This is a genomic window from Streptomyces sp. Y20 (assembly GCF_043195475.1).
Classification (GTDB): domain Bacteria; phylum Actinomycetota; class Actinomycetes; order Streptomycetales; family Streptomycetaceae; genus Streptomyces.
In genome coordinates this window covers 1-25,907 of record NZ_JBIDDP010000019.1, presented here as the reverse complement: position 1 = coordinate 25,907, position 25,907 = coordinate 1, and the positions used below count along the sequence as shown (strand labels likewise).

The window sequence follows — 25,907 nt, the reverse complement described above, 5'->3', positions numbered from 1 at the left end:
GAACCGGGCCGGGTTCAGCCCGCCGCGGTGACGGCCGGGGGCGCGAGCGGCGCACCGAGCGCCTCCAGCCGTCTGATCTTCTTCCGTACGACGTGCAGCGGGATCACCCCGAACACGCCGAACGACATGTCGATCAGGGTCCACCAGAAGGGGATCCCGCGGATCGGACCGCAGACGAGGGCGAGCGGGACGATCCCGGCGCAGGCGATCATCGCGAACTCGACGACCCAGATGTTGCGCACGGGGTCGCGGTACACGCCGTAGAAGGCGACGGCGATGACGAGGTGCGCGAAGGCCAGCCAGTCGGTGCCGTAGAGGACGAAGGGCTGGTCGGCGTCGACCGCGTCCAGTCCGTCCCGCACCCGGGAGATCCACCCCGTCAGCCCCGGCAGGTACTCGGGCACGGACAGCGCGTCCAAGGCGCTCTCGGTCCAGCGCAGTTCATGCACCAGCGGGAAGGCGGTGGCCCCGCTCAGCACGAGGCACACGACGAAGAGGACCAACCAGGCGCGGATGCCCTTGAGCAGGGCGGCTCTGTCGCTCATGCCCGAAGCCTACGCCCATAATTGAACACGTTCAAAAGCAGCCCGGCGGTTCCCGGCCCGCACCCTGCGGACTGCCGGCCGCGCCGTCACAGACCCGCGATCCGGTTCCACCGCCGGGCGAACTCCCCGCGTTCCGTGGACGTGATGTCGCGGGCCACGGCGAGGCGCTCGCGCATGCCGGGGTCCGGGAAGATCAGCGGGTTGTCGGCGAGGGCGGCGGTGCCCTTGTCCCGGGACGCGGCCAGGACCTCGCGGGCGGCGGGGACCGGGCACACGTAGTTGACCCAGGTGGCGAGCCGCGCGGCGGGCCCGGGTTCGTAGTAGTAGTCGATCAGGCGCTCCGCGTCGGCCTTGTGGCGGGACCGGTCGGGGATCATCAGGGAGTCCGACCACAGCTCGGCGCCCTCCTCGGGGACGACGAAGCGGATGTCGGGGTTGTCGGCCTGGAGCTGGATCACGTCGCCGGAGTACGCCTGGCAGGCGAGGACGTCGCCGCTGACCAGGTCCTTGGTGTAGTCGTTGCCGGTGAAGCGGCGGATCTGGCCCCGCTGGACCTCCCGCTCCACCTGGTCGCACATCCGGTGGAAGTCGTCGGCGGTCCACCGCGTGATGTCCACGCCGTTGCCCTGCATGAGCAGCGCGAACGCCTCGTCCAGGCCGGACAGGAGCGTGACGCGGCGCTTGAGGTCCGTCGCCCACAGGTCGGAGACACGGCGGATCTCGCGGCCGAGCCGGCGGTGGTTGTAGGCGATGCCGGTGATGCCCGACTGCCAGGGCACGGTGAACCGGCGGCCCGGGTCGAAGGCGGGCGAGCGGAGCAGCGGGTCCAGGTTCTTCGCCACGTGCGGCTGGCGGGCGCGGTCCATCTCCTGTACCCAGCCCAGCCGGACGTACCGGGCGCACATCCAGTCGCTGATGACGATCAGGTCCCGGCCGGTGGCCTGGTGGTTCATCAGCGCGGGGCTGATCTTGCCGAAGAACTCGTCGTTGTCGTTGATCTCCTCCACGTACTCGACGGAGATCCCGGTGCGCCTCGCGAACGCCTCCAGCGTGGGCCGGCGGCTGGGGTTGTCGTCGTCGGTGTCGATGTAGAGGGGCCAGTTCGCCCAGGTCAGCTTCCGGTCGGCCGCCGACTCGTCGGTCACGGACCGGTCGCCGGGCCGGACATAGGCGGCGGGCACCCCGCAGCCGGCCAGGGCGCCGAGCGCGGCGGTGCCGCCGAGGGCGGCGAGGAGGGAACGGCGGGACGGCGCAAACGTACGGGAAGAAGTCTGGGGCACCCCGGAAGCATGCCGTCCCGGTCCGCGGCCGGACAATCGACGCCGCGTCGAGCGGGACGGCGCCGGGCCGACACCTTGTCGAGCAAGGTGGTTCCGGCCGCTTGCCAGCCGCCCGGCGACATGACGCAGCGCGGCCCGCGGACGGGGAGGTGACCCGTCCGCGGGCCGCGCTGCCGGCGCCGGTCAGGACTCAGTCCAGCGACGTCATCACGTGCTTGATCCGCGTGTAGTCCTCGAACCCGTACCCCGACAGGTCCTTGCCGTAGCCGGACTTCTTGAAGCCGCCGTGCGGCATCTCCGCGACCAGCGGGATGTGCGTGTTGATCCACACGCAGCCGAAGTCGAGCTTCTTCGACATGCGCATCGCGCGGCCGTGGTCCTTGGTCCACACCGAGGACGCGAGGGCGTACTCGACGCCGTTGGCGTACGCGAGGGCCTGCTCCTCGTCCGTGAAGGACTGGACGGTGATGACCGGGCCGAAGACCTCGTTCTGCACGATCTCGTCGTCCTGCTTCAGGCCGGAGACGACGGTCGGGGCGAAGAAGTAGCCCTTGTCGCCGACCCGCTCGCCGCCCGCCTCGACCTTGGCGTGCGCCGGGAGGCGGTCGATGAAGCCGGCGACCTGCTTGAGCTGGTTGGGGTTGTTCAGCGGGCCGAAGAGGACGTCCTCGTCGTCGGGCTGCCCGGTCTTCGTCTCGGACGCGGCCTTGGCGAGCGCGGCCACGAACTCGTCGTGGATGGACTCCTGGACGAGGACGCGGGTCGCGGCCGTACAGTCCTGGCCGGCGTTGAAGAAGCCCGCCACGGAGATGTCCTCGACGGCCTTGGCGATGTCGGTGTCCTCGAAGACGACGACCGGGGCCTTGCCGCCCAGCTCCAGGTGGACCCGCTTGAGGTCCTTGGAGGCGGACTCGGCGACGGACATGCCGGCGCGCACGGAGCCGGTGATGGAGGCCATCGCCGGGGTCTCGTGCTCGACCATCAGGCGGCCGGTGTCGCGGTCGCCGCAGATGACGTTGAAGACACCCTTGGGCAGGATCGAGCCGATGATGTCGGCGATCAGGACGGTGGAGGCCGGGGTGGTGTCCGAGGGCTTCAGGACGACCGTGTTGCCGGCGGCGACGGCCGGGGCGAACTTCCACACGGCCATCATCATCGGGTAGTTCCACGGCGCGACCTGCGCGCAGACGCCGACCGGCTCGCGGCGGACGATCGAGGTCATGCCGTCCATGTACTCGCCCGCCGAACGGCCCTCCAGCATCCGCGCCGCGCCCGCGAAGAAGCGGATCTGGTCGACCATCGGCGGGATCTCCTCGGAGCGGGTGAGCCCGACCGGCTTGCCGGTGTTCTCGACCTCGGCCGCGATCAGCTCCTCGGCCCGCTCCTCGAACGCGTCCGCGATCTTCAGCAGGGCCTTCTGCCGCTCGGCGGGCGTGGTGTCGCGCCAGGCGGGGAAGGCGCGGGCGGCGGCCTCCATGGCGGCGTCGACGTCCGCCTGCCCCGACAGCGGCGCGGTGGCGTAGGCCTCGCCCGTCGCGGGGTTGACCACCTCGGTGGTCCGTCCGTCGGCGGCGTCCCGGAACTCACCGTCGATGTAGTTGCGCAGACGACGCAGCTCGGTGCTCACTGCCGGCCTCCTGATCTGGTTCTGGCTGTCCAAACGCTGAGACACCCACCCTAGTCGCCGTACCCACGTTTTCAACACCCCCACCGCCGCCGCTTCTGCGAAATCCGCACGGTCAGGTCTCGTAAACAACGGATTTCATCGCTCGCACCTTGCGAAACTGTCGAGACGTCGTGCACAGTGAGGTCGTGGCCAGTCGAAGCGCAGACCAGAGGGACTCGTCCCGCGAGTCCAGGAACGGCACTCCCCAGCTGGATGCCGTCTCCCTCGCCATCATTCAGCAGCTCCAGGAGGACGGCCGCCGGCCGTACGCCGCGATCGGCAAGGCCGTGGGCCTGTCGGAGGCGGCCGTGCGCCAGCGCGTGCAGAAGCTGCTGGACCAGGGCGTGATGCAGATCGTCGCCGTCACGGACCCGCTCACCGTGGGCTTCCGCCGTCAGGCGATGGTCGGAATCAACGTCGAGGGCGATGTCGAGTCGATCGCGGACGCGCTGACGGACATGTCGGAGGTCGAGTACGTGGTGATGACCGCGGGCTCGTTCGACATCCTCGCCGAGATCGTCTGCGAGGACGACGACCACCTGCTGGGCGTCATCAACAAACGCATCCGTGCCCTGCCCGGCGTGCGCTCCACCGAGAGCTTCGTCTACCTGAAGCTGAAGAAGCAGACCTACATGTGGGGAACCCGATAACCGTGAGCACCAAGGACCTCAGCCGCACCGCGTACGACCACCTGTGGATGCACTTCACCCGCATGTCCTCGTACGAGAACTCCCCCGTCCCGACCATCGTCCGGGGCGAGGGCACCTACATCTACGACGACAAGGGCAAGCGCTACCTCGACGGTCTCGCGGGTCTGTTCGTGGTCCAGGCCGGTCACGGCCGTACGGAACTCGCCGAGACCGCGTTCAAGCAGGCCCAGGAGCTGGCCTTCTTCCCGGTGTGGTCCTACGCCCACCCGAAGGCCGTCGAGCTGGCCGAGCGGCTGGCCGACTACGCCCCGGGCGACCTGAACAAGGTGTTCTTCACCACCGGTGGCGGCGAGGCCGTGGAGACCGCCTGGAAGCTGGCCAAGCAGTACTTCAAGCTCCAGGGCAAGCCGACCAAGTACAAGGTCATCTCGCGCGCGGTCGCCTACCACGGCACCCCGCAGGGCGCCCTGTCCATCACCGGCCTGCCGGCCCTGAAGGCCCCCTTCGAGCCGCTGGTCCCGGGCGCCCACAAGGTGCCGAACACCAACATCTACCGCGCCCCGATCCACGGTGACGACCCCGAGGCCTTCGGCCGCTGGGCCGCCGACCAGATCGAGCAGGAGATCCTCTTCGAGGGCCCGGAGACCGTCGCCGCGGTGTTCCTGGAGCCGGTGCAGAACGCCGGCGGCTGCTTCCCGCCGCCGCCCGGGTACTTCCAGCGGGTCCGCGAGATCTGCGACCAGTACGACGTGCTGCTCGTCTCCGACGAGGTCATCTGCGCCTTCGGCCGCCTGGGCACGATGTTCGCCTGCGACAAGTTCGGCTACGTCCCGGACATGATCACCTGCGCCAAGGGCATGACCTCGGGCTACTCCCCGATCGGTGCCTGCGTCGTCTCCGACCGGATCGCCGAGCCGTTCTACAAGGGCGACAACACCTTCCTGCACGGCTACACCTTCGGCGGCCACCCGGTGTCGGCCGCGGTCGGCTGCGCCAACCTCGACCTGTTCGAGCGCGAGGGCCTCAACCAGCACGTGCTCGACAACGAGGGCGCGTTCCTGTCGACCCTCCAGAAGCTGCACGACCTGCCGATCGTCGGCGACGTCCGCGGCAACGGCTTCTTCTACGGCATCGAGCTGGTGAAGGACAAGAACACCAAGGAGTCCTTCAACGACGAGGAGACCGAGCGCGTCCTGTACGGCTTCCTCTCCAAGGCGCTGTTCGACAACGGCCTGTACTGCCGTGCCGACGACCGCGGCGACCCGGTCGTCCAGCTCGCCCCGCCGCTGATCTCCGACCAGGGGACCTTCGACGAGATCGAGCAGATCCTGCGCGCGACGCTGACCGAGGCGTGGACCAAGCTCTGAGCCCCACGCGTCCGATCAGCTGATCACACCGGCCCCGGTGCCGCCCGTTCGAGTGAGAACGGCGGCCCGGGGCCGTGTGCCGTCCGTCCCCGCCCCGGTGAGCTGCCTAGCGTGCAGTGACCGATCGGCCCAGGCTTCGTTCGCCCACATGGGGGATCAGGCACGGGAATACGGATCAGAACCGAGGTGACGCCCATGGAGTCCCCGCCGGACAACGACGTGCTCTGGGCACGCTCCCTGCACTTCACGCACCGTGACGGCTCCCCCGGCCTCGCCGGGGTGTCGCTCGGCGTGCGGGAAGGCGAGATCCTCGCCGTCAGCGGCCCGCGCGGCAGCGGCAAGACGACCCTGCTGCGCTGTCTGTCCGGCCAGGTACCGGTGGACACCGGCGAGGTCTGGTTCAACAGCGCCCCCGTACACACCCTCGGCCCGGCGGCCCGCGAGCGGCTGCGCCGGAGCCGCTTCGGCTGGATCGACCCCGAGCCGGTCCTGATCCCCGAGCTGAACGTCTGGGAGAACGCGGCCCTCCCGCTGATGCTGCGCGGCACCGGCCGCCGCCGCGCCAAGGCCGCCGCGCTGGAGTGGCTGGAACGGCTGGACGTCGGCGACCGGGCCCGCTGCCGCCCGCGGGAGCTGCGACAGGCCGAACGCCAGCGCGTCGCCGTCGCCCGCGCGCTCGCCCCCGCCCCGACGATCCTCTTCGCCGACGAGCCCACGGCCCCCCTGCACCGCGCCGACCGCACCCACGTCCTGCGCACCCTGACCACGGCCGCCCGCTCGCACGGCATCACGGTCGTCCTCGCCACGCACGACGCGGACACCGCCGCCCTCGCCGACAGCACGGTGACCCTGCTGGACGGGCGGCGCGTGCACACCGTGCACCTGCCGGACACCCCCGACGCGGAAGGCCGGGCCGCGTGCTCGCTCTCCGTCTGACCCGCGCCGCCCGGCCCGCCGTCCAGCTGCGCCGCCTGCTCGTGGCCGCGGCCGCGGCGGGCACCGCGTTCCTGCTCCTCGCCTGCCTCGGTTACGCCCTCGGACACCCCGAGGCCGCGGGCCCCGCCGCACTGCGCCTCGCCTGGTGCGCGGCGCCACTCGCCGCCACGGTGTACTTCGCGGTCGCCGTCGCCCGCACCGACCCGGCGACCCGGCCGCGCCCCGGCCTGTCCGCCGTGGGTCTCGGTCCGGCCCGCCTCATGGCCGTCTCCGCCCTGTCGACGGCCCTGGCCTGTGCCCTGGGCTCCGTGCTCGCCATGCTGTCCTTCCTCCATCTGCGGGGCGACCTGACGGGCGTGCCGTTCCGCGGCGCGACGGCCGACTTCCTGGCCGCCGACCAGCCCCTCCCGGTGCCGGCGGCCCTGACCCTGCTCGCCCTGGTCCCCGCCGCCACCAGCGCCACGGTGGCCCTTGCCCTCCGCCCGCGGGATCCCCGCCCGGTGGCACCGGCCGCCCGCAGGTACGGCCGTTTCGGCGCGTACGGCGACGCGGCGGCACGGGAGACCTTCGGGGCGTACGGCAGGTTCGGTGCACGGTTCGGCCGGCGGCCCGCGGGCGGCACCGGGGACGGCGGGCACCCCGGCGGCGAGGCCGCGGCCGGCCGCACCGCCGGGAGGGCACCCGCGGGCGAGGGCCGTGGCCAGGCGGCACCGGACACGGCGGCCCGTCCCGCACCGCCCGCGCCGGACGCCGGCCGCGTCGACGCGGAGCCCGCGTCCCTCGGCGGCGCACCCGCCACCCCCGCCGGCCTCCCCTGGGGCGTGGCCCTCCTCGCCGCCGGTCTCGCCGTCCACGCCTACGCCGGCCGCGTCACGCCCGGCCTCTCCCCCTCGGCGCTCCCCGGCTGGGTGCTCACCGCGACCGGCCTCGTCCTGGCCTCCCCCGGCCTCACCCACCTGTGCGGCCGGCTCCTGCAGTCCGTACATCCGGGGGCGCTCCGGCTGCTCGCCGGCCGGGTCCTCATGGCGGAGGCCGCCCGGATCGGCCGTCCGCTGGGCGTGGTCTGCGCGGTGGGATCCGCCGGCTACGCCCTGACCGCCCTGTACGGCGGCGGCGCGGTCCCCTTCTCCGGCCCGCTGACCAAGCTCGGCGCGCTGGTCGTCGCCGGCTGCACGGTCGCCACGCTGCTCACCGCGGCCGTGGAGGCCCGCCAGTGCCGCGCCGACACCGTCGCCGCGCTGCTGCGGCTCGGCGCGCCCGCCCTGCTGCTGCGCGGTGCCGCCGCCCTGCGGACCGCCGCCCTGCTGGCGCTGTTCGGCCCGCTCACCCTGGCCGTCGCCACGCTGTCGTCGCTGCCGGCGCCCCGCTGAGCGCTCCGGCAGGAAAAAAGGTCCTCGGCCGGCGATGAGTCCGGCCCCGGCCGCCGGTCTACCCCACCGAACCGCGACACACCGCGCAGCACCGACTGGAGAGCCCCATGTACCAGCAGATGATCTTCGTGAACCTGCCCGTGAGCGACCTCGACGCCTCGAAGAGGTTCTTCACAGAGCTCGGCTACACGATCAACCCGCAGTTCACCGACGAGAAGGCAGCCTCCGTGGTGATCAGCGACACGATCGTGGCGATGCTGCTGACGCGGCCGTTCTACGCGACCTTCACCAAGAAGGAGATCGCCGACGCGACGACCACCAACGAGGTGATGCTCTGCCTGAGTGCCGAGAGCCGTGAGCAGGTCGACGAGCTGGTCGACCGGGCGATCGCGGCCGGCGGCGCGGCGACCGGCGAGAACCAGGACCACGGTTTCATGTACGGCCGCGCCTTCGAGGACCTCGACGGCCACATCTGGGAAGTGATGTGGATGGATCCGGCCGCGATCCAGGGCTGACCGCCTCGCGGCCGAACGACCGTGCCAGCATGGGCGGGTGCATCCGATACCCGCCCAGCCGCACCGTGCCGCCCACGACCACGAGATCGAGTCCCTCGCCGAGTTCGACGAGGTGGTCGCCGAGCACGGCACACTCGCCCGGTTCCGCGTCCAGGCCGTGGACCTGACCGGCCGTACGGACGTCCTGCTCCGTCTCGACAGCACCGGCGCCGTCTTCCTCGGCTGCCCGATGGAGCCCGAGGCCACCGCCCGGGTCCGGTCGGCCGGCGCCCTGGTGTTCCCACCGGTCCCGGGGCTGCCCTTCGACCCGTACCGGGGCTTCGTCTACACCCCGGACGAACTGTTCGACTCACTGGCGGCAGGGTACGAGGCGACACCGGACGCGCGCGCGTACGCCTGGTTCCAGCGGACCAAGGCCGACGGTGACATCTACTCCTCGATGCTGCGGGCGATCCACGACGACGCCGTCTCCGACGCCCTGGACGAACTCCTCGTGGGCGCCCGGGTGGTGGGGGTCATGGGCGGCCACGCGATGGCCCGCGGCACGGCCGAGTACGCGGGTGCCGCCCGGCTGGGCCGGGCGCTGACCCGCGCCGGGTACACGGTCGCCACCGGCGGCGGGCCGGGCGCGATGGAGGCCGCCAACCTCGGCGCCTACGCCGCGCCCTTCGACGACGGCATGCTGGACGACGCGCTCCGGCTGCTGGCCAAGGCGCCCTCGTTCCGGCCTTCGGTCACGGACTGGGCGCGGGCCGCCTTCGAGGTGCGCGACCGCTGGCCGGGGGGCGGGACGTCGGTGGGCATCCCCACCTGGTTCTACGGTCACGAACCGCCGAACGCCTTCGCCGCGCACCTCGCCAAGTACTTCGCGAACGCCACCCGCGAGGACGGCCTGCTGGCCCGCTCCACCGCCGGGGTGGTGTTCCTGCCGGGCGCGGCCGGGACCGTACAGGAGATCTTCGACAACGCGACGCCCAACTACTACGAGTCTCGCGGGGAGCCGGCCCCGATGGTGCTCGTGGACCGCGCGCACTGGACGCGGGACCTGCCGGCCTGGCCGTTGCTGGAGTCGCTGGCGCGGGGGCGGGCGATGGAGTCCCGTATCACCCTCGTTGACCGTATCGAGCAGGCGCCGGAGGCCATCAAACGTCTGGATGGTTAATAAGCGGGCAAAGTCAACGGCTGTTGACGGCCACGACGTTGACACTGCTTACGAAGCGCTTATAAACCTGTGAGCTCCCGGGGGTGCTGGGGCCTCACCTCGTCTTCCGCCCCAACTCCCCCGCTACCCCCCGCGATTGCACTCTGTAAAGGACAAACGTTGTCCATGACTCGCCGTAGCGTACGCCGTTCCGTGCACGTTCTGGGTGTCGCCTCCGGGTCGGCGGCGCTGGTGCTGGGCCTGGCCGGCTCCGCGCTCGCCTGCGACATCAAAGACTTCTCCGCCGAAGCCAGGTGCGACGGCGCCAAGGGCGTCATAGTCGTCACCGACACGGACGCCTCCGCCGCCGACGCCACCGTCAGTGTCTTCCTCGAGGGCGACGGCGGCGTCGAGACGAAGGTCGGCGAGCAGCCGGTCAAGGGTTCGAAGGGGGGCGCCCGGATCACGTTCCCCGAACAGTGGAAGCCGAGCGCCACCTACCGGGTCCACGTCAAGGCCCCCAACGTCGACCTGGACATCAAGCCCGACCTGGTGACCCCGTCCACCGCCTGCAAGACCGAGAGCGAGCACCCGAAGCCGACGGCCTCCACCACACCGCCGCCGTCCCCCTCCGCGTCGGCATCGGCATCCGCGTCCGTGCCGGCCTCCGCGTCCGCGTCGGTCCCGGCGAGCTCGGCGACCCCGTCGCCGGCGGCCTCCGCATCCAGCTCCGCCCCGGCGGGCGCGCCGGGCAACGCGCCGTCCCCGGCGGTCGGTGACTCCAACCTCGCCGAGACCGGCGCCGACTCCCACACCGGCCTCATCGCCGGCCTCGCGGCGGCCCTGGTCGTCGTCGGCGGCGGTGCGGTCTACGCCGGCGCGCGCCGGCGCGGGGCGAAGCACAACGGCTGACCCGCCCCGCCACAGCCCATCCGGCCCGTCCTCCCCGTCCAGGGGAGAGCGGGCCGGTGAGCACGGGCCGGACCGACGGGGACCGGTGAGCACGGGCCGGACGACGGGTCGCCACCGGCCTCGGCCGACTCACCCGGCCGGCTCACCTGGTCGACTCCCCCGGCCGGCGGACCCGGCCCGCTCACCTGCCGAGGGTCCATCCGGCCGACGGTCGCCTCGCGGTGGTGGCCAAGCGCGAGACGCTCAGTCCAGCACGACGGTCTCGGACACGTCGAACTCCACCCCGACCACGTCACCCGGCTCCGGCGCGTCCCGCAGCGCGCAGGCCGCCTCCAGCCACGGGGCCCCCGCCGGCTGGAGGCGCACGGCCACATGAGTGCCCCGGAACGTGCGGGCGGTCACCGTGCAGGGCAGGCCCTGGTCGACGGGCACCAGCCGGATCCCGGCGGGCCGGACGAGAATCGTGCGGGCGCCCTGCGCCGAGCCGTCGGGCACCGGCACCTTGCCCCACGGGCTGTCGGCGACCGCTCCGGCGACGGTCGCCCCCACCACGTTGTCGAAACCGAGGAACCGGGCCACGAACGCGTCGGCGGGCCGCTGCCACACCTCCAGCGGCGTGCCCGATTGCGCGATCCGCCCGTCGCGCATCACCACCACCCGGTCGGCCAGCACGAAGGCCTCCCCCTGGTCGTGGGTCACCGCGAGCACGGTGGTGCCCAACCGCCCGAACAGCTCCCGCAGTTCCACCACCAGCCGCTCCCGCAGCGAGCGGTCGAGCTGACCGAGCGGCTCGTCCAGCATCAGCAGCCGGGGCCGGGGCGCGAGGGCGCGGGCCAGCGCGACGCGCTGCTGCTCGCCGCCGGACAGGGAGGCCACGGCCCGCCGGGCGGCACCGGGCAGCCCGACCAGCTCCAGCAACTGTCCGACCCGAGCGTCCCGTTCCTCCTTGCCGATGCCGTGCATACGCAGCCCGAACGCCACGTTCGCGCCGACGTCCCGCTGGGGGAAGAGCTGGTGGTCCTGGAACATGAGCCCCATCCCCCGCTTGTGCGCGGGGACATGGGTCTGCTCGCGGCCGTCCAGCAGCACCCGGCCCGAGTCCAGGGGTTGCAGTCCCGCCACCGCCCTGAGCAGGGTCGACTTGCCGCTGCCGCTGGGCCCGAGCACGCACACCACCTCGTGCTCGGCGACGTCGAGGCCGACGGCGTCGAGCACGGGCCGCCCGCCGAGGCGCACGGTCGCGGCGTCGAGGCTCAGCAGCATCAGAACTCCCCCGTCCGGTCGGTGCGCAGCCGCTCCAAAATCAGCAGCGCGGCGGCGCACACCACCATGAGAATGGTCGAAAGGGCCATCGCCTGACCGTAGTTGAGGTCTCCGGGGCGGCTCAGCAGGCGGGCCACGGCGACCGGGAGCGTGGGGTTGTCGGGGCGGGCGATGAACACGGTCGCCCCGAACTCCCCGAGCGACACGGCGAACGCGAACCCGGCCGAGACCAGCAGCGCCCGCCGCACCAACGGCAGGTCCACCTCCCGCCACACCCGCCACGGCGAGGCCCCGAGCACGGCCGCCGCCTCCCGCAGTCGTCCGTCCACCGCGCGCAGCACGGGCAGCATGGTCCGTACGACGAAGGGGGCGCCCACCAGGGCCTGGGCGAGCGGCACCAGGATCCACGACTGGCGCAGATCCAGCGGCGGCCTGTCCAGCGCGATCAGGAAACCGAAGCCGACGGTCACGGCGGAGACGCCGAGCGGCAGCATCAGCAGCGCGTCGAAGCCCCGCACCAGCCGTCCCGCGTCCCGCCTGGCCAGCGCGGCGGCGGCGAGGCCGCCGACCAGGATGGCGATGGCGGTGGCGGTGGCGGCGTACTCCAGCGAGGTCCACACGGCGTGCACGGGCGCCACCAGGAACGTGCCGCCGTCGGAGTCGGTCAGGGCCCGGTAGTAGCCGAGACCGGGGGCGTCGAGGGAGCGCCGGACGAGGACGGCGAGCGGCAGCACCAGGAGCAGGGCGATCGTCAGGAGGACCCCGGTGAGCAGCGCCCACTGGCCGCCGCCGCGCGGCCGGCGGGCGGTCACCTTCGGGTCGACCAGGCGCAGGGCGGTCTCCCGCCGCCGTACGGTCCGGGCGTGCACGGCGAGGATCGCGCCGACGGCGACGAACTGCACGAGGGTGAGGACAGCGGCCGTGGAAAGGTCGAAGACCTCGGAGGTCTGCCGGTAGATCTCCACCTCCAGGGTGGAGAAGGTGGGGCCGCCGAGGATCTGCACCACGCCGAAGGAGGTGAAGGTGAACAGGAACACCATCAGCGCGGCGGCGGCCACGGCGGGCGCGAGCGCGGGCAGGGTGACCTGCCGCCAGGCCTTCCCCGGGGAGGCGCCCAGCATCCGGGCGGCCTCTTCCTGGCGTGGGTCGAGCTGGGCCCACAGGCCGCCGACGGTGCGGACGACGACCGCGTAGTTGAAGAAGACGTGGGCCAGCAGGATCGCCCACACGGTGGTGTCCAGCCGTACTCCCCACACCTGGTCGAGCAGCCCGTTGTGCCCGAGCAGGGCCAGGAAGGCGCTGCCGGCGACGACGGTCGGGAGCACGAACGGGACGGTGACCACGGCCCGCAGCAGCTGCTTGCCCGGGAAGCGCAGGCGGGCGAAGACGTAGGCGGCGGGCAGCGCGAACAGCAGGGTGAGCACGGTGGAGGCCAGCGCCTGCCAGGTGGTGAACCACAGTACGTGCCGGATGTCGGGCTGCGTGACGACGTCCGCGATCCGTCCGAGGCGCCAGCCGCCGTCCGCCTTCAGGCCGCGCGCGACGATCGCGGCCACGGGCCAGGCGAAGAACAGCGCGAAGAACGCGACGGGCAGGGCCATCAGCCCGAACCGCGCCGCGTTCCCCCGCCGGGTCCGGGCTACCTCAGTACGAGTGACGTCCACGTCTTGACCCACTGGTCGCGGTTGGCGGCGATCCGGTCCGGGGCCATGGTCTGCGGGTCCTTGGCCTGGGGGCCGTACTTCAGGAAGTCCGGCGGCACCTGGGCACCTTCGCGCACCGGGTAGACGAACATGTTCAGCGGCATGTCCTCCTGGAACTGCTTGCTGAGCAGGAAGTCGAGGAACGCCTTGCCGCCCTTGGGGTTGCGGGCGTTGCTCAGGAGCCCCGCGTACTCGGTCTGCCGGAAGCAGGTGCCGCTCGCCACCCCGGTCGGGGCGGTGGCGGGCCGCTTCTTGGCGTAGATCACCTCGGCGGGCGGGGAGGAGGCGTACGACACCACGAGCGGGCGGTCGCCGCCGGCCTTGCGGCCCCGGGTGGAGCCGGAGAACTCCTGGTCGTAGGCCTGCTCCCAGCCGTCGACGACCTTGACGCCGTTGGCCTTGAGCTTCTTCCAGTAGTCCTGCCAGCCCGCGTCACCGAACTGTGCGGCGCTGCCGAGGAGGAAGCCGAGGCCCGGTGAGGAGGTGGCCGCGTTCTCGGTGACGAGCAGGTTCTTGTACCGGGGTTCGGCGAGATCGGCGAAGGACCGCGGCGGGGTCAGCCGGTGCGCGCTGAAGTAGGCCTTGTCGTAGTTGACGCAGATGTCGCCGGTGTCGACGGGCGTGACGCGGTGCCTCGTCCGGTCGACCCGGTACTGCGGCGCGACCGTGTCGGATCCCTTGGCCTGGTACGGCTGGAACAGCCCGTTGTCCAGGGCGCGGGACAGCAGGGTGTTGTCGGCGCCGAAGAGGACGTCGCCCTGTGGGTTGTCCTTGGTGAGGATCGCCTTGTTGACGGCCTGGCCGGCGTCGCCGTCCTCGAGGACCTTGACCTGGTACCCGGACCGCTTCTCGAAGTCCTTCAGGACGTTCTTCGAGACGCTCCACGAGTCGTGGCTGACAAGGGTGACGGTCCTGGGGTCCGTGGACTTCCCGGTGTCCGACGACCCGCACCCGGTCAGGGCGGGCAGGGCGAGGAGGCCTAGCCCCGCCGCCACGGCCACGAGGGTCTTGTTGTGCACTGGATGTCCTCCTGGGGTGGGCCAGGAAGAGACGCGGCCCTGCCCGGGCTTCCGCGAGGAGGCCGGGCAGGGCGCAACAGCTTGAGTGGTGACCGAACTTCCTACCCAGAATGACCTGGGCGAGGTTCAGAGGGTCTGCGGCCCGGTTGCCGCACTCTCAGCGCTGTGGCGCTCCCCTGTCGGAATATGAAGATATGTGGACGTGGTCAGATTACCGCTCGGTGGCCGCGAGCTGACCGCAGGCCCCGTCGATCTCCTGTCCACGGGTGTCCCGGACGGTCACCGGCACGCCGTGCGCGGCGATGGCCTCCACGAACGCCTTCTCGTCCTCCGGCCGGGAGGCCGTCCACTTCGAGCCCGGGGTCGGGTTGAGCGGGATGAGGTTGACGTGGACGGGCTTGCCCCTGAGCAGCCGGCCGAGCCGGTCACCGCGCCAGGCCTGGTCGTTGATGTCCCGGATCAGCGCGTACTCGATCGACAGCCGGCGCCCCGACCTCTCGGTGTACTCGAAACCCGCGTCCAGCACCTCGCGTACCTTCCACCGCGTGTTCACGGGGACGAGGGTGTCGCGCAGCTCGTCGTCGGGGGCGTGCAGCGAGATCGCGAGCCGGCATTTGAAGCCCTCGTCGGAGAACCGGTGGATGGCCGGCACCAGCCCGACGGTCGAGACGGTGATCCCGCGCTGGGACAGGCCCAGCCCGTCCGGGGCCGGGTCGGTGAGCGCCCGGATGGCGCCGACGACGCGCTTGTAATTGGCGAGGGGCTCGCCCATGCCCATGAAGACGATGTTGGACAACCGCGCCGGCCCGCCCGGCACCTCCCCGTCCCGCAGCGCCCGCATCCCGTCCACGATCTGGTGCACGATCTCGGCGGTGGACAGGTTCCGGTCCAGGCCGGCCTGCCCGGTGGCGCAGAACGGGCAGTTCATCCCGCATCCGGCCTGCGAGCTGATGCACATGGTGACCCGGTCCGGGTACCGCATCAGCACGGACTCGACCAGCGTGCCGTCGAACAGCCGCCACAGCGTCTTGCGCGTGGTCCCCTGGTCGGTCGACAGATGCCGGACGACCGTCATCAGCTCCGGCAGCAGCGCTTCCTGCAGCTTGCCGCGCGACCCGGCGGGGATGTCGGTCCACTGCTCGGGGTCGTGCGCGTACCGCGCGAAGTAGTGCTGCGCGAGCTGCTTGGCACGGAACGGCTTCTCACCGATCTCGGCCACCGCGTCCTTGCGCTCGGCGGGCGTGAGGTCGGCGAGATGCCGCGGCGGCTTCTTGGCTCCGCGCGGCGCGACAAAGGTGAGTTCTCCGGGTGCAGGCATAACACATCCAGTGTCGCAGATCGACTCGGGTAGCCCAGGCCAGAGCGGGGTGGGGGTGGTCACCCGTGGGCGTCGGCTGTCAGCGTTGGGTCGACCTCGGACGGCCCAGGGGCGGCCCACACCCGGCGCTTGGATGATGCGGGCAGGCCATGGTGGGACGGTCCGGTCGCCCCGTGCCGGGACACCGAGCGCTGCTGCCGTCCGCCGTCGTTTCCGAAAGCGTTGCCGTCACTGCCTCCCGCGGCAACGCCCTGTAAGCACATCCTCAGTGACACGAAGCACGCTCTCCCGCTTGTCGACCAGCGCATCCTTCAGCAGAGGCCGAGGCACGCCTGCCGCATGCCGCAAGAGCAATCACTCATGCATTCACAACACAGCCTGTGCCGCAACCAGTACCATCTGGCGCAGAGTCGCCACCCTCGGGTGGTGTGGGTCACTCGCCGGGGTGGGGGCAGGTTGATCGAGCAAGTGACACGTGCGGTAAAGAGCCAAAAGACACATAACCCAAAAACGGTTCTGGGATTCTACGCAACCATGCTTGGCATTCTCCTAACCAGCGCCGTAGCCGTAGTTGCTTTCATTGTCGCGCAGGGTCGCGGCCTGCAATACGTCCCTTGGATTCTCGGGTTTTGCGGTTTGGTTTTCATTTCCCTCTTGGCGGCCGTTTTTTTTATTACATTGAAGGATCCCTCAAGACTCATGCTCGGCCAGGTCACTGGGTCTGAATATGCAGAGATCCACAGGGTCACACTGGGCGACAGTTCCAGCGGCGAGAGGTCAGTTATCGTTGTCGAGGGCGGTACCGAACAGGTAGGCGCCCGAGCTATAGCCGCGACGCCCACTCAGGCAACGCCCCAAGAAGGGGACGCTCTATGACTGGAGATCAGCTGCGTACCCACATCGTCATTTGTGAGAACATTGATGACACGCAACGGAAACTAATCCATGCGGCAATTAAAAAGCACTCTGCCGGTTGGTGGCATGAATTCAAAGATACTTGGATCGTCAATTCGACACAGAGTTCGGGAGACTGGATCGACCGTCTAAGTCCGTTCGTACCAGAAGTGCCTTCAGCCCTACTTGTCATCCAGTTTCACGGTCGATCAGGTTGGTCCGCAGCGGGTCGACCAGGGCAATTCGAGTGGATTCTGGAGAATAGGGTGAAAATCCAATCTAAATCGACGCCTGAAATCGAGTCAAACTCAAAGCTTGAAGATAACTAGCGAAGAGAGCTTATGAGCCACTCAGACCCTGGGCTGACCCTGCGGGTGTACGCGCACCTGATGCCGTCGAGTCAGGAGCGTACGCGGAAGGCTGTCGACCGCGTGTTCTTGCCCGTACAGCCGGGCACGCGCGAGGAATGACCTCTCACTACTGCTGTGGGAGTCTGACGACCCAGAGACGGCCCAGTGACCCACACCGGCCCCCTATCCACGTCGAAAGCGCCGGTAGGGGGCTTGTTGCTGCCCAACTGCTGCCAGTGCTCCGGCCTAGGCATGGCTCCACCAATGTCGCAGGTCCAATCGGGTGGCCCAGGGGCCGTCGCTCGCCACGACTGCCCTTCGTACCGGTCGCCGGTCGTCACTCAGCGGCCGGACGGCCCGCGGGCGGCACGGACAGCGCGGGCGGTGGTCAGCGGTCGGAGTGCCTGTCGGTGGGGCAAGTGGGCATTGCCCACTTGCCCCGCCTCGGCTAGGCTGGAGGTACCGCGATCCCGCCTGGACTCGGCGTCCTCCCGCGGTGTTGACCGACCAACGCCGAGACGTCGGACCACCGAGGAGTGCAGCCATGAGGACCAATGCGCGCGAGGAGTTCGAAGCCATAGCAGAGACCGAAGTCGACGCCCGAGGACGCGTCTCGCTCGGACGCGCCGGAGCCAAGCCTGGCCGGCGCTACCGGGTGGAGGCCGACCCCGACGGTGTGCTCTTGCTGACCCCTGTCGTCTCCATCCCCGAGCGCGAACTACTGGTCTGGACAGACCACGAGGTGGCCGATCGCGTTCGGCGCGGAGTGCAGCAGGCGAGGGAAGGGAAGACCAAGGACCTCGGCGACTTCAGCCAGTACCTCGCGGAGGACGAAACCGAGGACTGACCTTTGTTCACCCTTCGCTTTTCCGACGACGCTGAAGCCACGCTCGACCGGTTGGCGGCGGGCGGCAACGCCACTGCCTCGAAGCTGAAGAAGGTTCACCGCACCCTCGGACGCCTCCAGATCGACCCGCGATATCCGGGCTTGCGTTCCCATCAGTACGAGCACTTCCCGAACCTGCCGAGCGAGAAGGTCTGGGACTCCTATGTGGAGAACCAGACGGCGTCAGCCTGGCGCGTCTACTGGATGTACGGCCCGAACGAGAAGGACGAGCAGGGCAACGAGATGTCCGTCATCACCGTGCTGCTGATCGGTCCGCACCTCTAGGGTCTTTCGTTCGGATCAGGCGAGCCGGCATGTTCCGAACGAAAGACCCCAGCCGTGCCGTCCGGTGTACGAGCCCTTCCGGCCCCGTGCCGCTGATCCCACCGGGTGGCCCGGGGCCGTCGCTCGCGGATGCCGGCCAAGTGTTCCCGTCCGTGCGGCGGGGGCAACGTCAACGGCGGGCGGGCGGGCGCCGCCGCCCGCCCGGGTGAGTGCCGGCCGTGTCCCGGGGGCGCCGGCGGGCGGGTCGGCATGCCGGTGGGGGCGGACGGTGGGCCGCCCTGCCGGTGCTGGTGCGGCTCGACGACGGTCACGACATCCTGGTGTCCCCCGGGCCCGACTGCTCCGTCGACACCCGGTGGCGAGCCGGCCGAGAACGGGGCGGGGCGTGTTCGTGGTCGCCTCACGGACATGCCCGGGAAAGACCGAGATCTCGCGGATCTCGCGGATCTCGCGGATCTACCAGGTCACGGGCAGGGTCCTCGGGCCGCGGATCAGGCCCTGGCGCTGGAATTCGACCTCCTGCGGGGGCACCGCCAGCCGAATGCCGGGGAAGCGGGTGAGGACCGCGCCGATCACCACCTCGGCCTCCATACGGGCCATGACGGCGGCCAGGCAGTGGTGCGGACCGTGCCCGAACGCCAGGTGGGCCCGGTTTTCGCGGTCGAAGTCCAAAGCGTCCGGGTCGGGAAACACCTCGGGGTCGCGGTTGGCGGCGACGTACGCGTTGTAGACGACGTCACCGGCACGGATCAGCTGGCCGCCTACGGTGACGTCCTCGACGGCGACCCGGGGGATGCCGACGCCGTTGCGGTGCGGGACGTAGCGGAACAGCTCGTCCACGGCCCGGGCCAGCAGTTCGGGCTCGCGGCGCAGCCGGTCCAGGTGCCCGGGGTGGGTGAGCAGCGCGTACATCATCGAGCCGGTGTTGTTGCGGACGGCGTGGCCGCCGCTGACCTGGACGGCGGTGGCCAGGGAGATCGCCTCGTCGTCGGTGATCTCGCCCGCGGTGACGGCCTGGGCCAGCACCCCGGCCAGGTCCTCGCGGGGTTCCGCACGGCGGTGCCGGAGCAGTTCGGCGATGCGGGCGCGGTTGGCGCGGGCCACCTGTGCCGCGCGTTCCTTGGACTCGGCGCCCGCGGACAGCAGGGCCTCGCCCGTCTCCGCCCAGCGGTGCCAGTCCTTCTCCTCCACGCCGAGGAAGTCGCGGATCACGGCGATCGGGAAGGGGCCGTGCAGGTGTTCCATGAGGTCGGCCGGCGCGCCGGCACGTTCCATCCCGTCGAGCAGCTCGGCGGCGCGGCGCTCGGCCAGCGGGCGCAGCCGCTGCATGCTCCGGCCGGTGAACGCGCGGGCGACGACCCGGCGCAGCCGGGTGTGCCGGGGCGGGTCGATGTACTGCAGGCCCGCCGTCTGCGAGGCCACCGGCGCCGGGCGCATGCTGGTGACGTCGCGGCCGACGACCTGTTCCCGGGAGAAGCGCGGGTCGGAGGTGACGAAGCGGATGTCCTCGTACCGGGTGACCAGCCAGGCGTGGCCCTCCCCGTACGGCAGCCTGATCCGGGTGACCGGCTCCTCGCGCAGCACCTCGTCCAGGAACGGGTCGGGGTCGAGTGCGGGCAGGTCGTCGACGGGCCAGAACCTCACGTGCGGCGGAGACGGGGCGGAGGGCGGTACGGGGGCTGGGTCGAGGGGCATCGGACACACTCCCTGCTGCGTGGCCGGGCGGCGGGGGAACGCCGCCCTGCGAAGGAGTCTGCCGCGCGCGGAGCTGACCCGCCGACTCGTGCTGCGGCATCCGGGTGCCGCCTTCCCCCGGACCGGCCACCTGCGGAGCAGAGGGGCTTCGGGACGCACGACGGCTGTCCAGCGGGGCTGATGCCGGGACACGGTCACGTCCTGGACATGACGACGGGCCCCCGTCCTGTGTGCGGACGGGGGCCCGGAAGTCGTACGGTGCCCGGCTGGGCGGTCTCAGCCGCCGCCGACGAAGACGACCATCAGCAGCCACACCACCGGAGCCGTGGGCAGCAGGGAGTCCAGCCGGTCCATGATGCCGCCGTGACCGGGGAGCAGGGTGCCCATGTCCTTGATGCCCAGGTCGCGCTTGATCATCGACTCGCCCAGGTCGCCCAGCGTGGCGCTGGCCGCGACCGCGAGGCCCAGCAGCAGGCCCTGCCACCAGGCGCCGTCGTCGATCAGGAAATGCATGCACAGCGCGCCCGCGACCATCGCGAACAGCACCGCGCCCAGCAGGCCCTCGCGGGTCTTGCCGGGGCTGATGCGCGGGGCGAGCCGGTTCTTGCCGAAGCGCCAGCCGACCGCGTACGCGCCGGTGTCGCTGACGACCGTCAGCAGCAGGAAGGTCAGGACACGCCAGGGCCCGTCGTCGGCGGTGAGCATCATCGCGACGAAGGTGGCCAGGAAGGGCACGTAGAACGCCGCGAAGACGCCGGCCGTGACGTCCTTCAGATAGCCCTCCGGTGGTTCCGTCATGCGCCAGACCAGCACGGCCAGGGCGGTCAGGGCCATGGCGACCCAAGCGCCCTCGGCGCCGCGCACATACCCCGCGACGACCATCGCCGCGCCGCCGACCGCCAGCGGCACGAGCGGCGCCTTGATGCTCTTGCGTTCCTGGAGCCTGCTCGTCAGTTCCCACAGACCGACGACGACGGCGACCGCTATGACGCCGATGAAGACGGCCTTGACGATGAACAGCGAGGCAATGATCACCACACCGAGCCCGACACCGACCCCTATGGCCGCGCTCAGGTCACGGCCCGCGTTCTTCTTCTGCGGCGCCGGCGGCGGGGGCTGCGGGGCGTCGGGCATGGGCTCCGGGTTCTGGGTCTCGGCCGGGAGTCCCCCGGTCTGGAACGCCTTGTTCGGATACGGCTCGTTCTGGGAAGGCTCGTTCGGGAACGACTCGTTCCGGAAGGTGTCATTCCGGAACGTGCCGCTCTGGAGGGCCTCGTTCGGGAACGACTCACTCGGGAACAAGGGGCCGCTCAGCCGAGCGGCCCCCCGGTCGTCGTCCTGGTCCCCGCCGTACGCGGGCACGTCGGGCACGATGGGCATGGGGCGGGTCTGCTGCGCCTCAGGCGCATCGTACGCGGGACCCGCCGGGACGGCCCCCGGGGCAGGCTGGACGGGTCCGCACTCGACGGGCCCCCAGTACCCGGCCTGCCCCGCCGACGGCGGCGCCCCCCAGGAAGAGTCGTTCATCAGACTTCGAGCAGCTCCGCTTCCTTGTGCTTGAGGAGCTCGTCCACCTGGGCGACGTACTTGGCCGTCAGGTCGTCGAGTTCCTTCTCCGCACGGCGGCCCTCGTCCTCACCGATCTCGCCGTCCTTGACGAACTTGTCGATGGCGTCCTTGGACTTGCGGCGCACGGAGCGGATGGACACCTTCGCGTCCTCGCCCTTGCTCTTGGCGACCTTGATGTACTCGCGGCGCCGTTCCTCGGTCAGCTCGGGGAACACCACCCGGATGATGTTGCCGTCGTTGCTGGGGTTGACGCCCAGGTCCGAGTCGCGGATGGCCTGCTCGATGTTGCGCAGCGCGGTCTTGTCGAACGGCGTCACGACCGCCATGCGCGGCTCCGGCACGGAGAACGAGGCCAGCTGGTTGATCGGCGTCGGGGCCCCGTAGTAGTCGGCCACGATCTTGTTGAACATCGCCGGGTGCGCTCGGCCGGTACGGATCGCGGCGAAGTCCTCCTTGGCGACCACGACGGCCTTCTCCATCTTCTCCTCGGCCTCGAGGAGGGTCTCTTCGATCACCACTTGCTCCTGCGTGTCTTGAGTAAGGCCCGGCTGCGGTTCCTCGTCGAGGCGGCGGCCGGCTGCGTCGCGTCTTCTTCCTGCACGGTTCCCGACCGTCAGGACATTGTCCATCCCCCGGCCGGGGTGCGTCCCGTCCGTCCCCCGGACAGGTGGCACGCCCCGGGCGGCGGGGGTGTGCCGGTCAGCCCCGGTTGCCCTGCTCGCCCACCAGCGTGCCGATCTTCTCACCCTTGACGGCGCGGGCGATATTGCCCTCGGCGAGAAGCTCGAAGACGAGGATCGGCAGCTTGTTGTCGCGGCACAGGGTGATGGCGGTGGCGTCGGCGACCTTGAGGTCCCGGGTGATGACCTCGCCGTAGCCGAGCGCGTCGAACTTGACGGCGTCGGGGTTGGTCTTGGGGTCGGAGTCGTAGACCCCGTCCACGCCGTTCTTGCCCATGAGCAGCGCCTCGGCGTCGATCTCCAGGGCGCGCTGGGCGGCGGTGGTGTCGGTGGAGAAGTACGGCATCCCCATGCCGGCCCCGAAGATGACCACGCGGCCCTTCTCCAGGTGGCGCACGGCGCGCAGCGGGATGTACGGCTCGGCGACCTGGCCCATGGTGATGGCGGTCTGCACGCGGGACTGGATCCCCTCCTTCTCCAGGAAGTCCTGGAGGGCGAGGCAGTTCATCACGGTGCCGAGCATGCCCATGTAGTCGGAGCGGGCACGGTCCATGCCGCGCTGCTGGAGTTCGGCGCCGCGGAAGAAGTTGCCGCCACCGATGACGACCGCGACCTGCGCGCCGTCGCGTACGACGGCGGCGATCTCGCGGGCGATCTTGTGCACCACGTCGGGGTCGACGCCCAGGCCCCCGCCACCGGAGAAGGCCTCTCCGGACAGCTTCAGCAGAAACCGGCCGTGTACTTTGCCGTCGTCGCTCTTCTGGGCCTTGGTGGTCATGGGGGATCCCGCCTCTTTCACGTGGTGCACATACGAAGAAGGCCATTGCCGATGGGGGTGCTTTTCGCTCCCATGCGCGGCAATGGCCTCCTCGTCAGATCTGCTGCCGTCCGCCCTCACGCCGGGGTGTGGCGGTGTGCGCGGACGGCTGCGGTCGACCCTATCGGGATTTCTCCGGGAATCTCCCCGGGGTTCACCCCGCGGGCCGGGTGTCGATCGCGGTCCGGACTCAGATGCCGACCTTGATGCGCGAGAAGCGCTTCAGGGTGACACCGGCCTCGTCCAGCACCTTCTGGACCGACTTCTTGTTGTCGAGCGCGTACGGCTGACCGAGCAGCGTCGCGTCCTTGAAGAAGCCGTTCAGACGACCCTCGACGATCTTCGCGATCGCGGCCTCGGGCTTGCCCTCGGCGCGGGTGGTCTCCTCGGCGATGCGGCGCTCGGACTCGACGACCTCGGCCGGGATCTCGTCCTTGGAGAGGTACTTCGGCGCGAACGCGGCGATGTGCTGGGCGACGCCCTTGGCGACCTCGGCGTTCGGCTTGTCGAACTCGACCAGGACACCGATCTGCGGGGGCAGGTCGGGCATGGTGCGGTGCATGTAGGCGCTGACGTAGCCGTCGGTGAACTGCGCGAAGCGGTCCAGGACGATCTTCTCGCCGAGGTTGGCGTTGGCCTCGTCGACGTACGCCTGTACGGTCTTGCCGGCCTCGATCTCGGAGGCGAGCAGGGCCTCGAGGTCGGCCGGGTTCGTCTTGACGACGTGCTCGGCGATGGTGTTGGCCACGGCCTGGAACTTCTCGCTCTTGGCGACGAAGTCCGTCTCGCACTTCAGCTCGACCAGGACGCCGGAGGAGTTGTCGCCGGCGATGATGGAGACCACGGCGCCGTTCTCGGCGGAGCGGCCCTCGCGCTTGGCGACGCCCTTCTGGCCCTTGATGCGCAGCGCCTCGACGGCCTTGTCGACACTGCCCTCGGCCTCGTCCAGCGCCTTCTTGCAGTCCATCATGCCGGCGCCGGTGAGCTCACGGAGCTTCTTGACGTCGGCGGCGGTGTAGTTCGCCATGAGTCTGTGAGTCTTTCTCGAAGTCTGGAAGATCTTCAGATCCGCACGGTCCGCGGTCCGGTCCGTGGTCCGCGTCCACAGGTGGACGCGGACCGCGTACGTCGTGCCTGCCGACCTACGGGTGAACAGCGGGGGCGGACTTCATCGCGCCTGGGGCGCATGGGATGCGGTACCGCCCCGCTGTCGAACACTGACGGACCGGCGTCAGGCCTGCTCGCCCTCGGCGGCCGGGGCGGCCTCGGCCGGAGCCTCGACCTCGGCGGCCGGAGCCGCTTCGGCGGACTCGGCGGCCTCGGCGGCCGGAGCCTCGTCCTCGGCGGCCGGGGCGGCCTCCGCGGCCGGAGCCTCGTCCTTCTTCTCACCCTCGAGCAGGTCGCGCTCCCACTCGGCGAGCGGCTCGCCCGCGGCCTTCTCGCCCTTGTCACCGGTGGCGACGCCGGAACGGGAGATGAGGCCCTCGGCGACGGCGTCGGCGATCACGCGGGTGAGCAGGGTGACGGAGCGGATCGCGTCGTCGTTGCCCGGGATCTTGTAGTCGACCTCGTCGGGGTCGCAGTTGGTGTCGAGGATCGCGACGACCGGAATGTTCAGCTTCCGGGCCTCACCGACGGCGATGTGCTCCTTCTTGGTGTCCACGATCCAGACGGCGCTGGGCACCTTGGACATCTCGCGGATACCGCCGAGGGTCTTCTCCAGCTTGGCCTTCTCGCGCGAGAGGACCAGCAGTTCCTTCTTGGTCAGACCGGAGGCCGCGACGTCCTCGAAGTCGATCTGCTCGAGTTCCTTCAGGCGCTGAAGACGCTTGTAGACGGTCGAGAAGTTGGTGAGCATGCCGCCCAGCCAGCGCTGGTTCACGTAGGGCATGCCGACGCGGGTCGCCTGCTCGGCGATGGCCTCCTGCGCCTGCTTCTTCGTGCCGACGAACATGACCGTGCCGCCGTGGGCGACGGTCTCCTTGACGAACTCGTAGGCGCGGTCGATGTACGACAGCGACTGGAGCAGGTCGATGATGTAGATGCCGTTGCGCTCGGTGAAGATGAAGCGCTTCATCTTCGGGTTCCAGCGACGGGTCTGGTGACCGAAGTGGACGCCGCTTTCCAGCAGCTCCCGCATCGTGACGACGGCCATGGCCGTTCTCCTTGGTTTTCTCGGTTGTGCCGCGTCCGCCGGATGGCGGTCGCGCCTGACGCCCGCGATGCGCCGTGCCGCGAAGGACCGAGGGGCGCTTGGTACGAACCCTTGACGGGTGCCGTACCGGGGCGTGCGAAGTCGACCCGGTGACCCGGATCGCCATGAGAAGTGTACGGGACCGGCGGGGTACCGGGTGACGCCGCTGTCCACAACCGGGGAGTGGTCCACAGGGTCCGGCGGGGACCGCGGCGGATGCGGGACGGTTCTCGCATGCGACGAGTGATGCGGTACGTGGCGTTGTGGGTGGTTCTGCTGTGCGGATCGGTGACGGCCGCACTGTCCGCGCCGGCCTGGGCGGACGACCCCCCGGGGCCACCGCCCGCGCCTTTGCCGCCCGGGTCTCCGGTCCCGGCCGTGGGCCGCGCCTGGCCGGTGGGTGTCCGGCCGACGGTGGTACGCGGCTGGAAACCGCCGGCCACGGTGTACGGCCCCGGGCACCGGGGAGTGGACCTCGCCGCGGCGGCCGGCACCCCGGTACGCGCGGTGGCCCCGGGGCGGGTGTCCTTCGCGGGCAGGGTGGCCGGGCGGGGGGTGGTGTCGGTGGAGCTGACGGGAACGGATCTGCGGACCACGTACGAGCCGGTGAGCCCTTCGGTGAGGAAGGGGGACGAGGTGGAGGCGGGCGGGGTGGTGGGGGGGGTGGAGCCGACGGGCTCGCACTGCGCCAGGACGACGTGCGTGCACTGGGGCGCGCTGCGAGGCGGGACCTACGTGGACCCCCTGGCCCTGCTGCCCCCGTGGCTGCTGCGCGGAGGCCCGTCGAGGCTCCTGCCGGTACTGGGCGTGCCCATGCCGTGACCGGTGACAGGTCATCGTCCAGGGGCGGGG

At 70.6% G+C, this 25,907-nt stretch carries 23 protein-coding genes and 1 riboswitch; of the genes, 10 read left to right on the top strand and 13 right to left on the bottom strand.

Going from position 1 to position 25,907, the window contains the following annotated elements; translation table 11 throughout:
- Nucleotides 1-14: 14 nt before the first annotated feature.
- The 3 genes from ACGFT1_RS33065 to ACGFT1_RS33055 all read right to left on the bottom strand — a co-directional run bounded on the left by ACGFT1_RS33065 (nucleotide 15) and on the right by ACGFT1_RS33055 (nucleotide 3,452).
- The gene (locus tag ACGFT1_RS33065) at nucleotides 15-545 is read right to left on the bottom strand and encodes a hypothetical protein (protein ID WP_373912674.1); all 531 of its coding nucleotides are present in this window, start codon (nucleotides 543-545) and stop codon (nucleotides 15-17) included.
- A gap of 86 nt (nucleotides 546-631) precedes the next feature.
- On the bottom strand, nucleotides 632-1,825 hold the full coding sequence (locus tag ACGFT1_RS33060; protein ID WP_373912673.1) for a spermidine/putrescine ABC transporter substrate-binding protein: 1,194 nt from the start codon (nucleotides 1,823-1,825) through the stop codon (nucleotides 632-634).
- A gap of 190 nt (nucleotides 1,826-2,015) precedes the next feature.
- Complete coding sequence (locus ACGFT1_RS33055; protein ID WP_373912672.1) at nucleotides 2,016-3,452, bottom strand: gamma-aminobutyraldehyde dehydrogenase; 1,437 nt, start codon at nucleotides 3,450-3,452, stop codon at nucleotides 2,016-2,018.
- 170 nt (nucleotides 3,453-3,622) lie between these two features.
- Here ACGFT1_RS33055 and ACGFT1_RS33050 point away from each other — a divergent pair, with 170 nt between their 5' ends.
- The 7 genes from ACGFT1_RS33050 (at nucleotide 3,623) to ACGFT1_RS33020 (ending at nucleotide 10,382) form a co-directional block, all read left to right on the top strand.
- On the top strand, nucleotides 3,623-4,141 hold the full coding sequence (locus ACGFT1_RS33050) for an Lrp/AsnC family transcriptional regulator (protein WP_356822417.1): 519 nt from the start codon (nucleotides 3,623-3,625) through the stop codon (nucleotides 4,139-4,141).
- Between the two features lie 2 nt (nucleotides 4,142-4,143).
- On the top strand, nucleotides 4,144-5,508 hold the full coding sequence (locus ACGFT1_RS33045) for an aspartate aminotransferase family protein (RefSeq protein WP_373912671.1): 1,365 nt from the start codon (nucleotides 4,144-4,146) through the stop codon (nucleotides 5,506-5,508).
- A 195-nt stretch (nucleotides 5,509-5,703) separates the two neighbouring features.
- Complete coding sequence (locus tag ACGFT1_RS33040) at nucleotides 5,704-6,444, top strand: ABC transporter ATP-binding protein (protein WP_373912670.1); 741 nt, start codon at nucleotides 5,704-5,706, stop codon at nucleotides 6,442-6,444.
- Nucleotides 6,426-7,814: a hypothetical protein gene (locus tag ACGFT1_RS33035; RefSeq protein WP_373912669.1), complete on the top strand. Its 1,389-nt coding sequence runs from the start codon at nucleotides 6,426-6,428 to the stop codon at nucleotides 7,812-7,814. The genes ACGFT1_RS33040 and ACGFT1_RS33035 overlap by 19 nt, the downstream gene beginning before the upstream one ends.
- 107 nt (nucleotides 7,815-7,921) lie before the next feature.
- On the top strand, nucleotides 7,922-8,329 hold the full coding sequence (locus ACGFT1_RS33030) for a VOC family protein (protein ID WP_373912668.1): 408 nt from the start codon (nucleotides 7,922-7,924) through the stop codon (nucleotides 8,327-8,329).
- A 37-nt stretch (nucleotides 8,330-8,366) separates the two neighbouring features.
- Nucleotides 8,367-9,491: an LOG family protein gene (locus ACGFT1_RS33025; RefSeq protein WP_373912667.1), complete on the top strand. Its 1,125-nt coding sequence runs from the start codon at nucleotides 8,367-8,369 to the stop codon at nucleotides 9,489-9,491.
- Nucleotides 9,492-9,656: 165 nt separating this feature from the next.
- Nucleotides 9,657-10,382, top strand: coding sequence for an LAETG motif-containing sortase-dependent surface protein (locus ACGFT1_RS33020; protein WP_373912666.1), 726 nt, complete (start codon nucleotides 9,657-9,659; stop codon nucleotides 10,380-10,382).
- Nucleotides 10,383-10,625: 243 nt separating this feature from the next.
- Here ACGFT1_RS33020 and ACGFT1_RS33015 read toward each other — a convergent pair whose 3' ends face one another.
- From ACGFT1_RS33015 to rlmN, 4 genes are all read right to left on the bottom strand, one after another.
- A complete protein-coding gene (locus ACGFT1_RS33015) occupies nucleotides 10,626-11,645 on the bottom strand; it encodes an ABC transporter ATP-binding protein (protein ID WP_373912665.1) in 1,020 nt (339 codons plus the stop codon).
- On the bottom strand, nucleotides 11,645-13,246 hold the full coding sequence (locus tag ACGFT1_RS33010; RefSeq protein WP_373912664.1) for an ABC transporter permease: 1,602 nt from the start codon (nucleotides 13,244-13,246) through the stop codon (nucleotides 11,645-11,647). The genes ACGFT1_RS33015 and ACGFT1_RS33010 overlap by 1 nt, the downstream gene beginning before the upstream one ends.
- Nucleotides 13,247-13,284: 38 nt before the next feature.
- Nucleotides 13,285-14,367 (bottom strand): thiamine ABC transporter substrate binding subunit, encoded by a 1,083-nt coding sequence (locus tag ACGFT1_RS33005; RefSeq protein ID WP_373912663.1) that lies wholly within the window; start codon nucleotides 14,365-14,367, stop codon nucleotides 13,285-13,287.
- An 80-nt stretch (nucleotides 14,368-14,447) separates the two neighbouring features.
- Nucleotides 14,448-14,555, bottom strand: a riboswitch (TPP riboswitch).
- Nucleotides 14,556-14,578: 23 nt separating this feature from the next.
- Entirely contained in the window at nucleotides 14,579-15,685 is a 1,107-nt protein-coding gene (rlmN, locus tag ACGFT1_RS33000) for a 23S rRNA (adenine(2503)-C(2))-methyltransferase RlmN (protein ID WP_373912662.1), read from the bottom strand.
- Nucleotides 15,686-17,473: 1,788 nt separating this feature from the next.
- Between rlmN and ACGFT1_RS32995 the strand changes: the two genes are divergently transcribed.
- Both ACGFT1_RS32995 and ACGFT1_RS32990 read left to right on the top strand, forming a co-directional pair.
- The gene (locus tag ACGFT1_RS32995) at nucleotides 17,474-17,776 is read left to right on the top strand and encodes a hypothetical protein (protein WP_373912661.1); all 303 of its coding nucleotides are present in this window, start codon (nucleotides 17,474-17,476) and stop codon (nucleotides 17,774-17,776) included.
- Between the two features lie 3 nt (nucleotides 17,777-17,779).
- The gene (locus tag ACGFT1_RS32990) at nucleotides 17,780-18,100 is read left to right on the top strand and encodes a hypothetical protein (protein ID WP_373912660.1); all 321 of its coding nucleotides are present in this window, start codon (nucleotides 17,780-17,782) and stop codon (nucleotides 18,098-18,100) included.
- A gap of 456 nt (nucleotides 18,101-18,556) precedes the next feature.
- Here the strand turns inward: ACGFT1_RS32990 and ACGFT1_RS32985 are convergent, their stop codons facing one another.
- The 6 genes from ACGFT1_RS32985 to rpsB all read right to left on the bottom strand — a co-directional run bounded on the left by ACGFT1_RS32985 (nucleotide 18,557) and on the right by rpsB (nucleotide 25,016).
- Complete coding sequence (locus ACGFT1_RS32985) at nucleotides 18,557-19,795, bottom strand: cytochrome P450 (RefSeq protein ID WP_373912659.1); 1,239 nt, start codon at nucleotides 19,793-19,795, stop codon at nucleotides 18,557-18,559.
- A 276-nt stretch (nucleotides 19,796-20,071) separates the two neighbouring features.
- Nucleotides 20,072-21,322, bottom strand: a complete 1,251-nt coding sequence (locus tag ACGFT1_RS32980; protein WP_373912658.1) for a phosphatidate cytidylyltransferase — start codon at nucleotides 21,320-21,322, stop codon at nucleotides 20,072-20,074.
- Nucleotides 21,322-21,879, bottom strand: coding sequence for a ribosome recycling factor (gene frr, locus ACGFT1_RS32975; RefSeq protein ID WP_361993979.1), 558 nt, complete (start codon nucleotides 21,877-21,879; stop codon nucleotides 21,322-21,324). Before frr ends, ACGFT1_RS32980 begins: the two co-directional genes overlap by 1 nt.
- 184 nt (nucleotides 21,880-22,063) lie before the next feature.
- Nucleotides 22,064-22,822: a UMP kinase gene (gene pyrH / locus ACGFT1_RS32970; protein ID WP_373912656.1), complete on the bottom strand. Its 759-nt coding sequence runs from the start codon at nucleotides 22,820-22,822 to the stop codon at nucleotides 22,064-22,066.
- Between the two features lie 229 nt (nucleotides 22,823-23,051).
- Entirely contained in the window at nucleotides 23,052-23,888 is an 837-nt protein-coding gene (gene tsf / locus ACGFT1_RS32965; protein ID WP_361993975.1) for a translation elongation factor Ts, read from the bottom strand.
- 204 nt (nucleotides 23,889-24,092) lie between these two features.
- Nucleotides 24,093-25,016: a 30S ribosomal protein S2 gene (gene rpsB / locus ACGFT1_RS32960; RefSeq protein WP_373912655.1), complete on the bottom strand. Its 924-nt coding sequence runs from the start codon at nucleotides 25,014-25,016 to the stop codon at nucleotides 24,093-24,095.
- Between the two features lie 273 nt (nucleotides 25,017-25,289).
- Between rpsB and ACGFT1_RS32955 the strand changes: the two genes are divergently transcribed.
- Nucleotides 25,290-25,877 (top strand): peptidoglycan DD-metalloendopeptidase family protein, encoded by a 588-nt coding sequence (locus ACGFT1_RS32955; RefSeq protein ID WP_373912654.1) that lies wholly within the window; start codon nucleotides 25,290-25,292, stop codon nucleotides 25,875-25,877.
- Nucleotides 25,878-25,907: the final 30 nt, after the last annotated feature.

Coding starts and splice junctions, on each gene's coding strand:
- ACGFT1_RS33065 (WP_373912674.1), bottom strand. CDS start 545: ATGAGCGACAGAGCCGCCCTGCTCAAGGGCATCCGCGCCTGGTTGGTC.
- ACGFT1_RS33040 (WP_373912670.1), top strand. CDS start 5,704: ATGGAGTCCCCGCCGGACAACGACGTGCTCTGGGCACGCTCCCTGCAC.
- ACGFT1_RS33030 (WP_373912668.1), top strand. CDS start 7,922: ATGTACCAGCAGATGATCTTCGTGAACCTGCCCGTGAGCGACCTCGAC.
- ACGFT1_RS33020 (WP_373912666.1), top strand. CDS start 9,657: ATGACTCGCCGTAGCGTACGCCGTTCCGTGCACGTTCTGGGTGTCGCC.
- ACGFT1_RS33015 (WP_373912665.1), bottom strand. CDS start 11,645: ATGCTGCTGAGCCTCGACGCCGCGACCGTGCGCCTCGGCGGGCGGCCC.
- ACGFT1_RS33010 (WP_373912664.1), bottom strand. CDS start 13,246: ATGGCCCTGCCCGTCGCGTTCTTCGCGCTGTTCTTCGCCTGGCCCGTG.
- rlmN (WP_373912662.1), bottom strand. CDS start 15,685: ATGCCTGCACCCGGAGAACTCACCTTTGTCGCGCCGCGCGGAGCCAAG.
- ACGFT1_RS32995 (WP_373912661.1), top strand. CDS start 17,474: ATGAGGACCAATGCGCGCGAGGAGTTCGAAGCCATAGCAGAGACCGAA.
- ACGFT1_RS32985 (WP_373912659.1), bottom strand. CDS start 19,795: ATGCCCCTCGACCCAGCCCCCGTACCGCCCTCCGCCCCGTCTCCGCCG.
- ACGFT1_RS32980 (WP_373912658.1), bottom strand. CDS start 21,322: ATGAACGACTCTTCCTGGGGGGCGCCGCCGTCGGCGGGGCAGGCCGGG.
- pyrH (WP_373912656.1), bottom strand. CDS start 22,822: ATGACCACCAAGGCCCAGAAGAGCGACGACGGCAAAGTACACGGCCGG.
- tsf (WP_361993975.1), bottom strand. CDS start 23,888: ATGGCGAACTACACCGCCGCCGACGTCAAGAAGCTCCGTGAGCTCACC.
- rpsB (WP_373912655.1), bottom strand. CDS start 25,016: ATGGCCGTCGTCACGATGCGGGAGCTGCTGGAAAGCGGCGTCCACTTC.
- ACGFT1_RS32955 (WP_373912654.1), top strand. CDS start 25,290: ATGCGACGAGTGATGCGGTACGTGGCGTTGTGGGTGGTTCTGCTGTGC.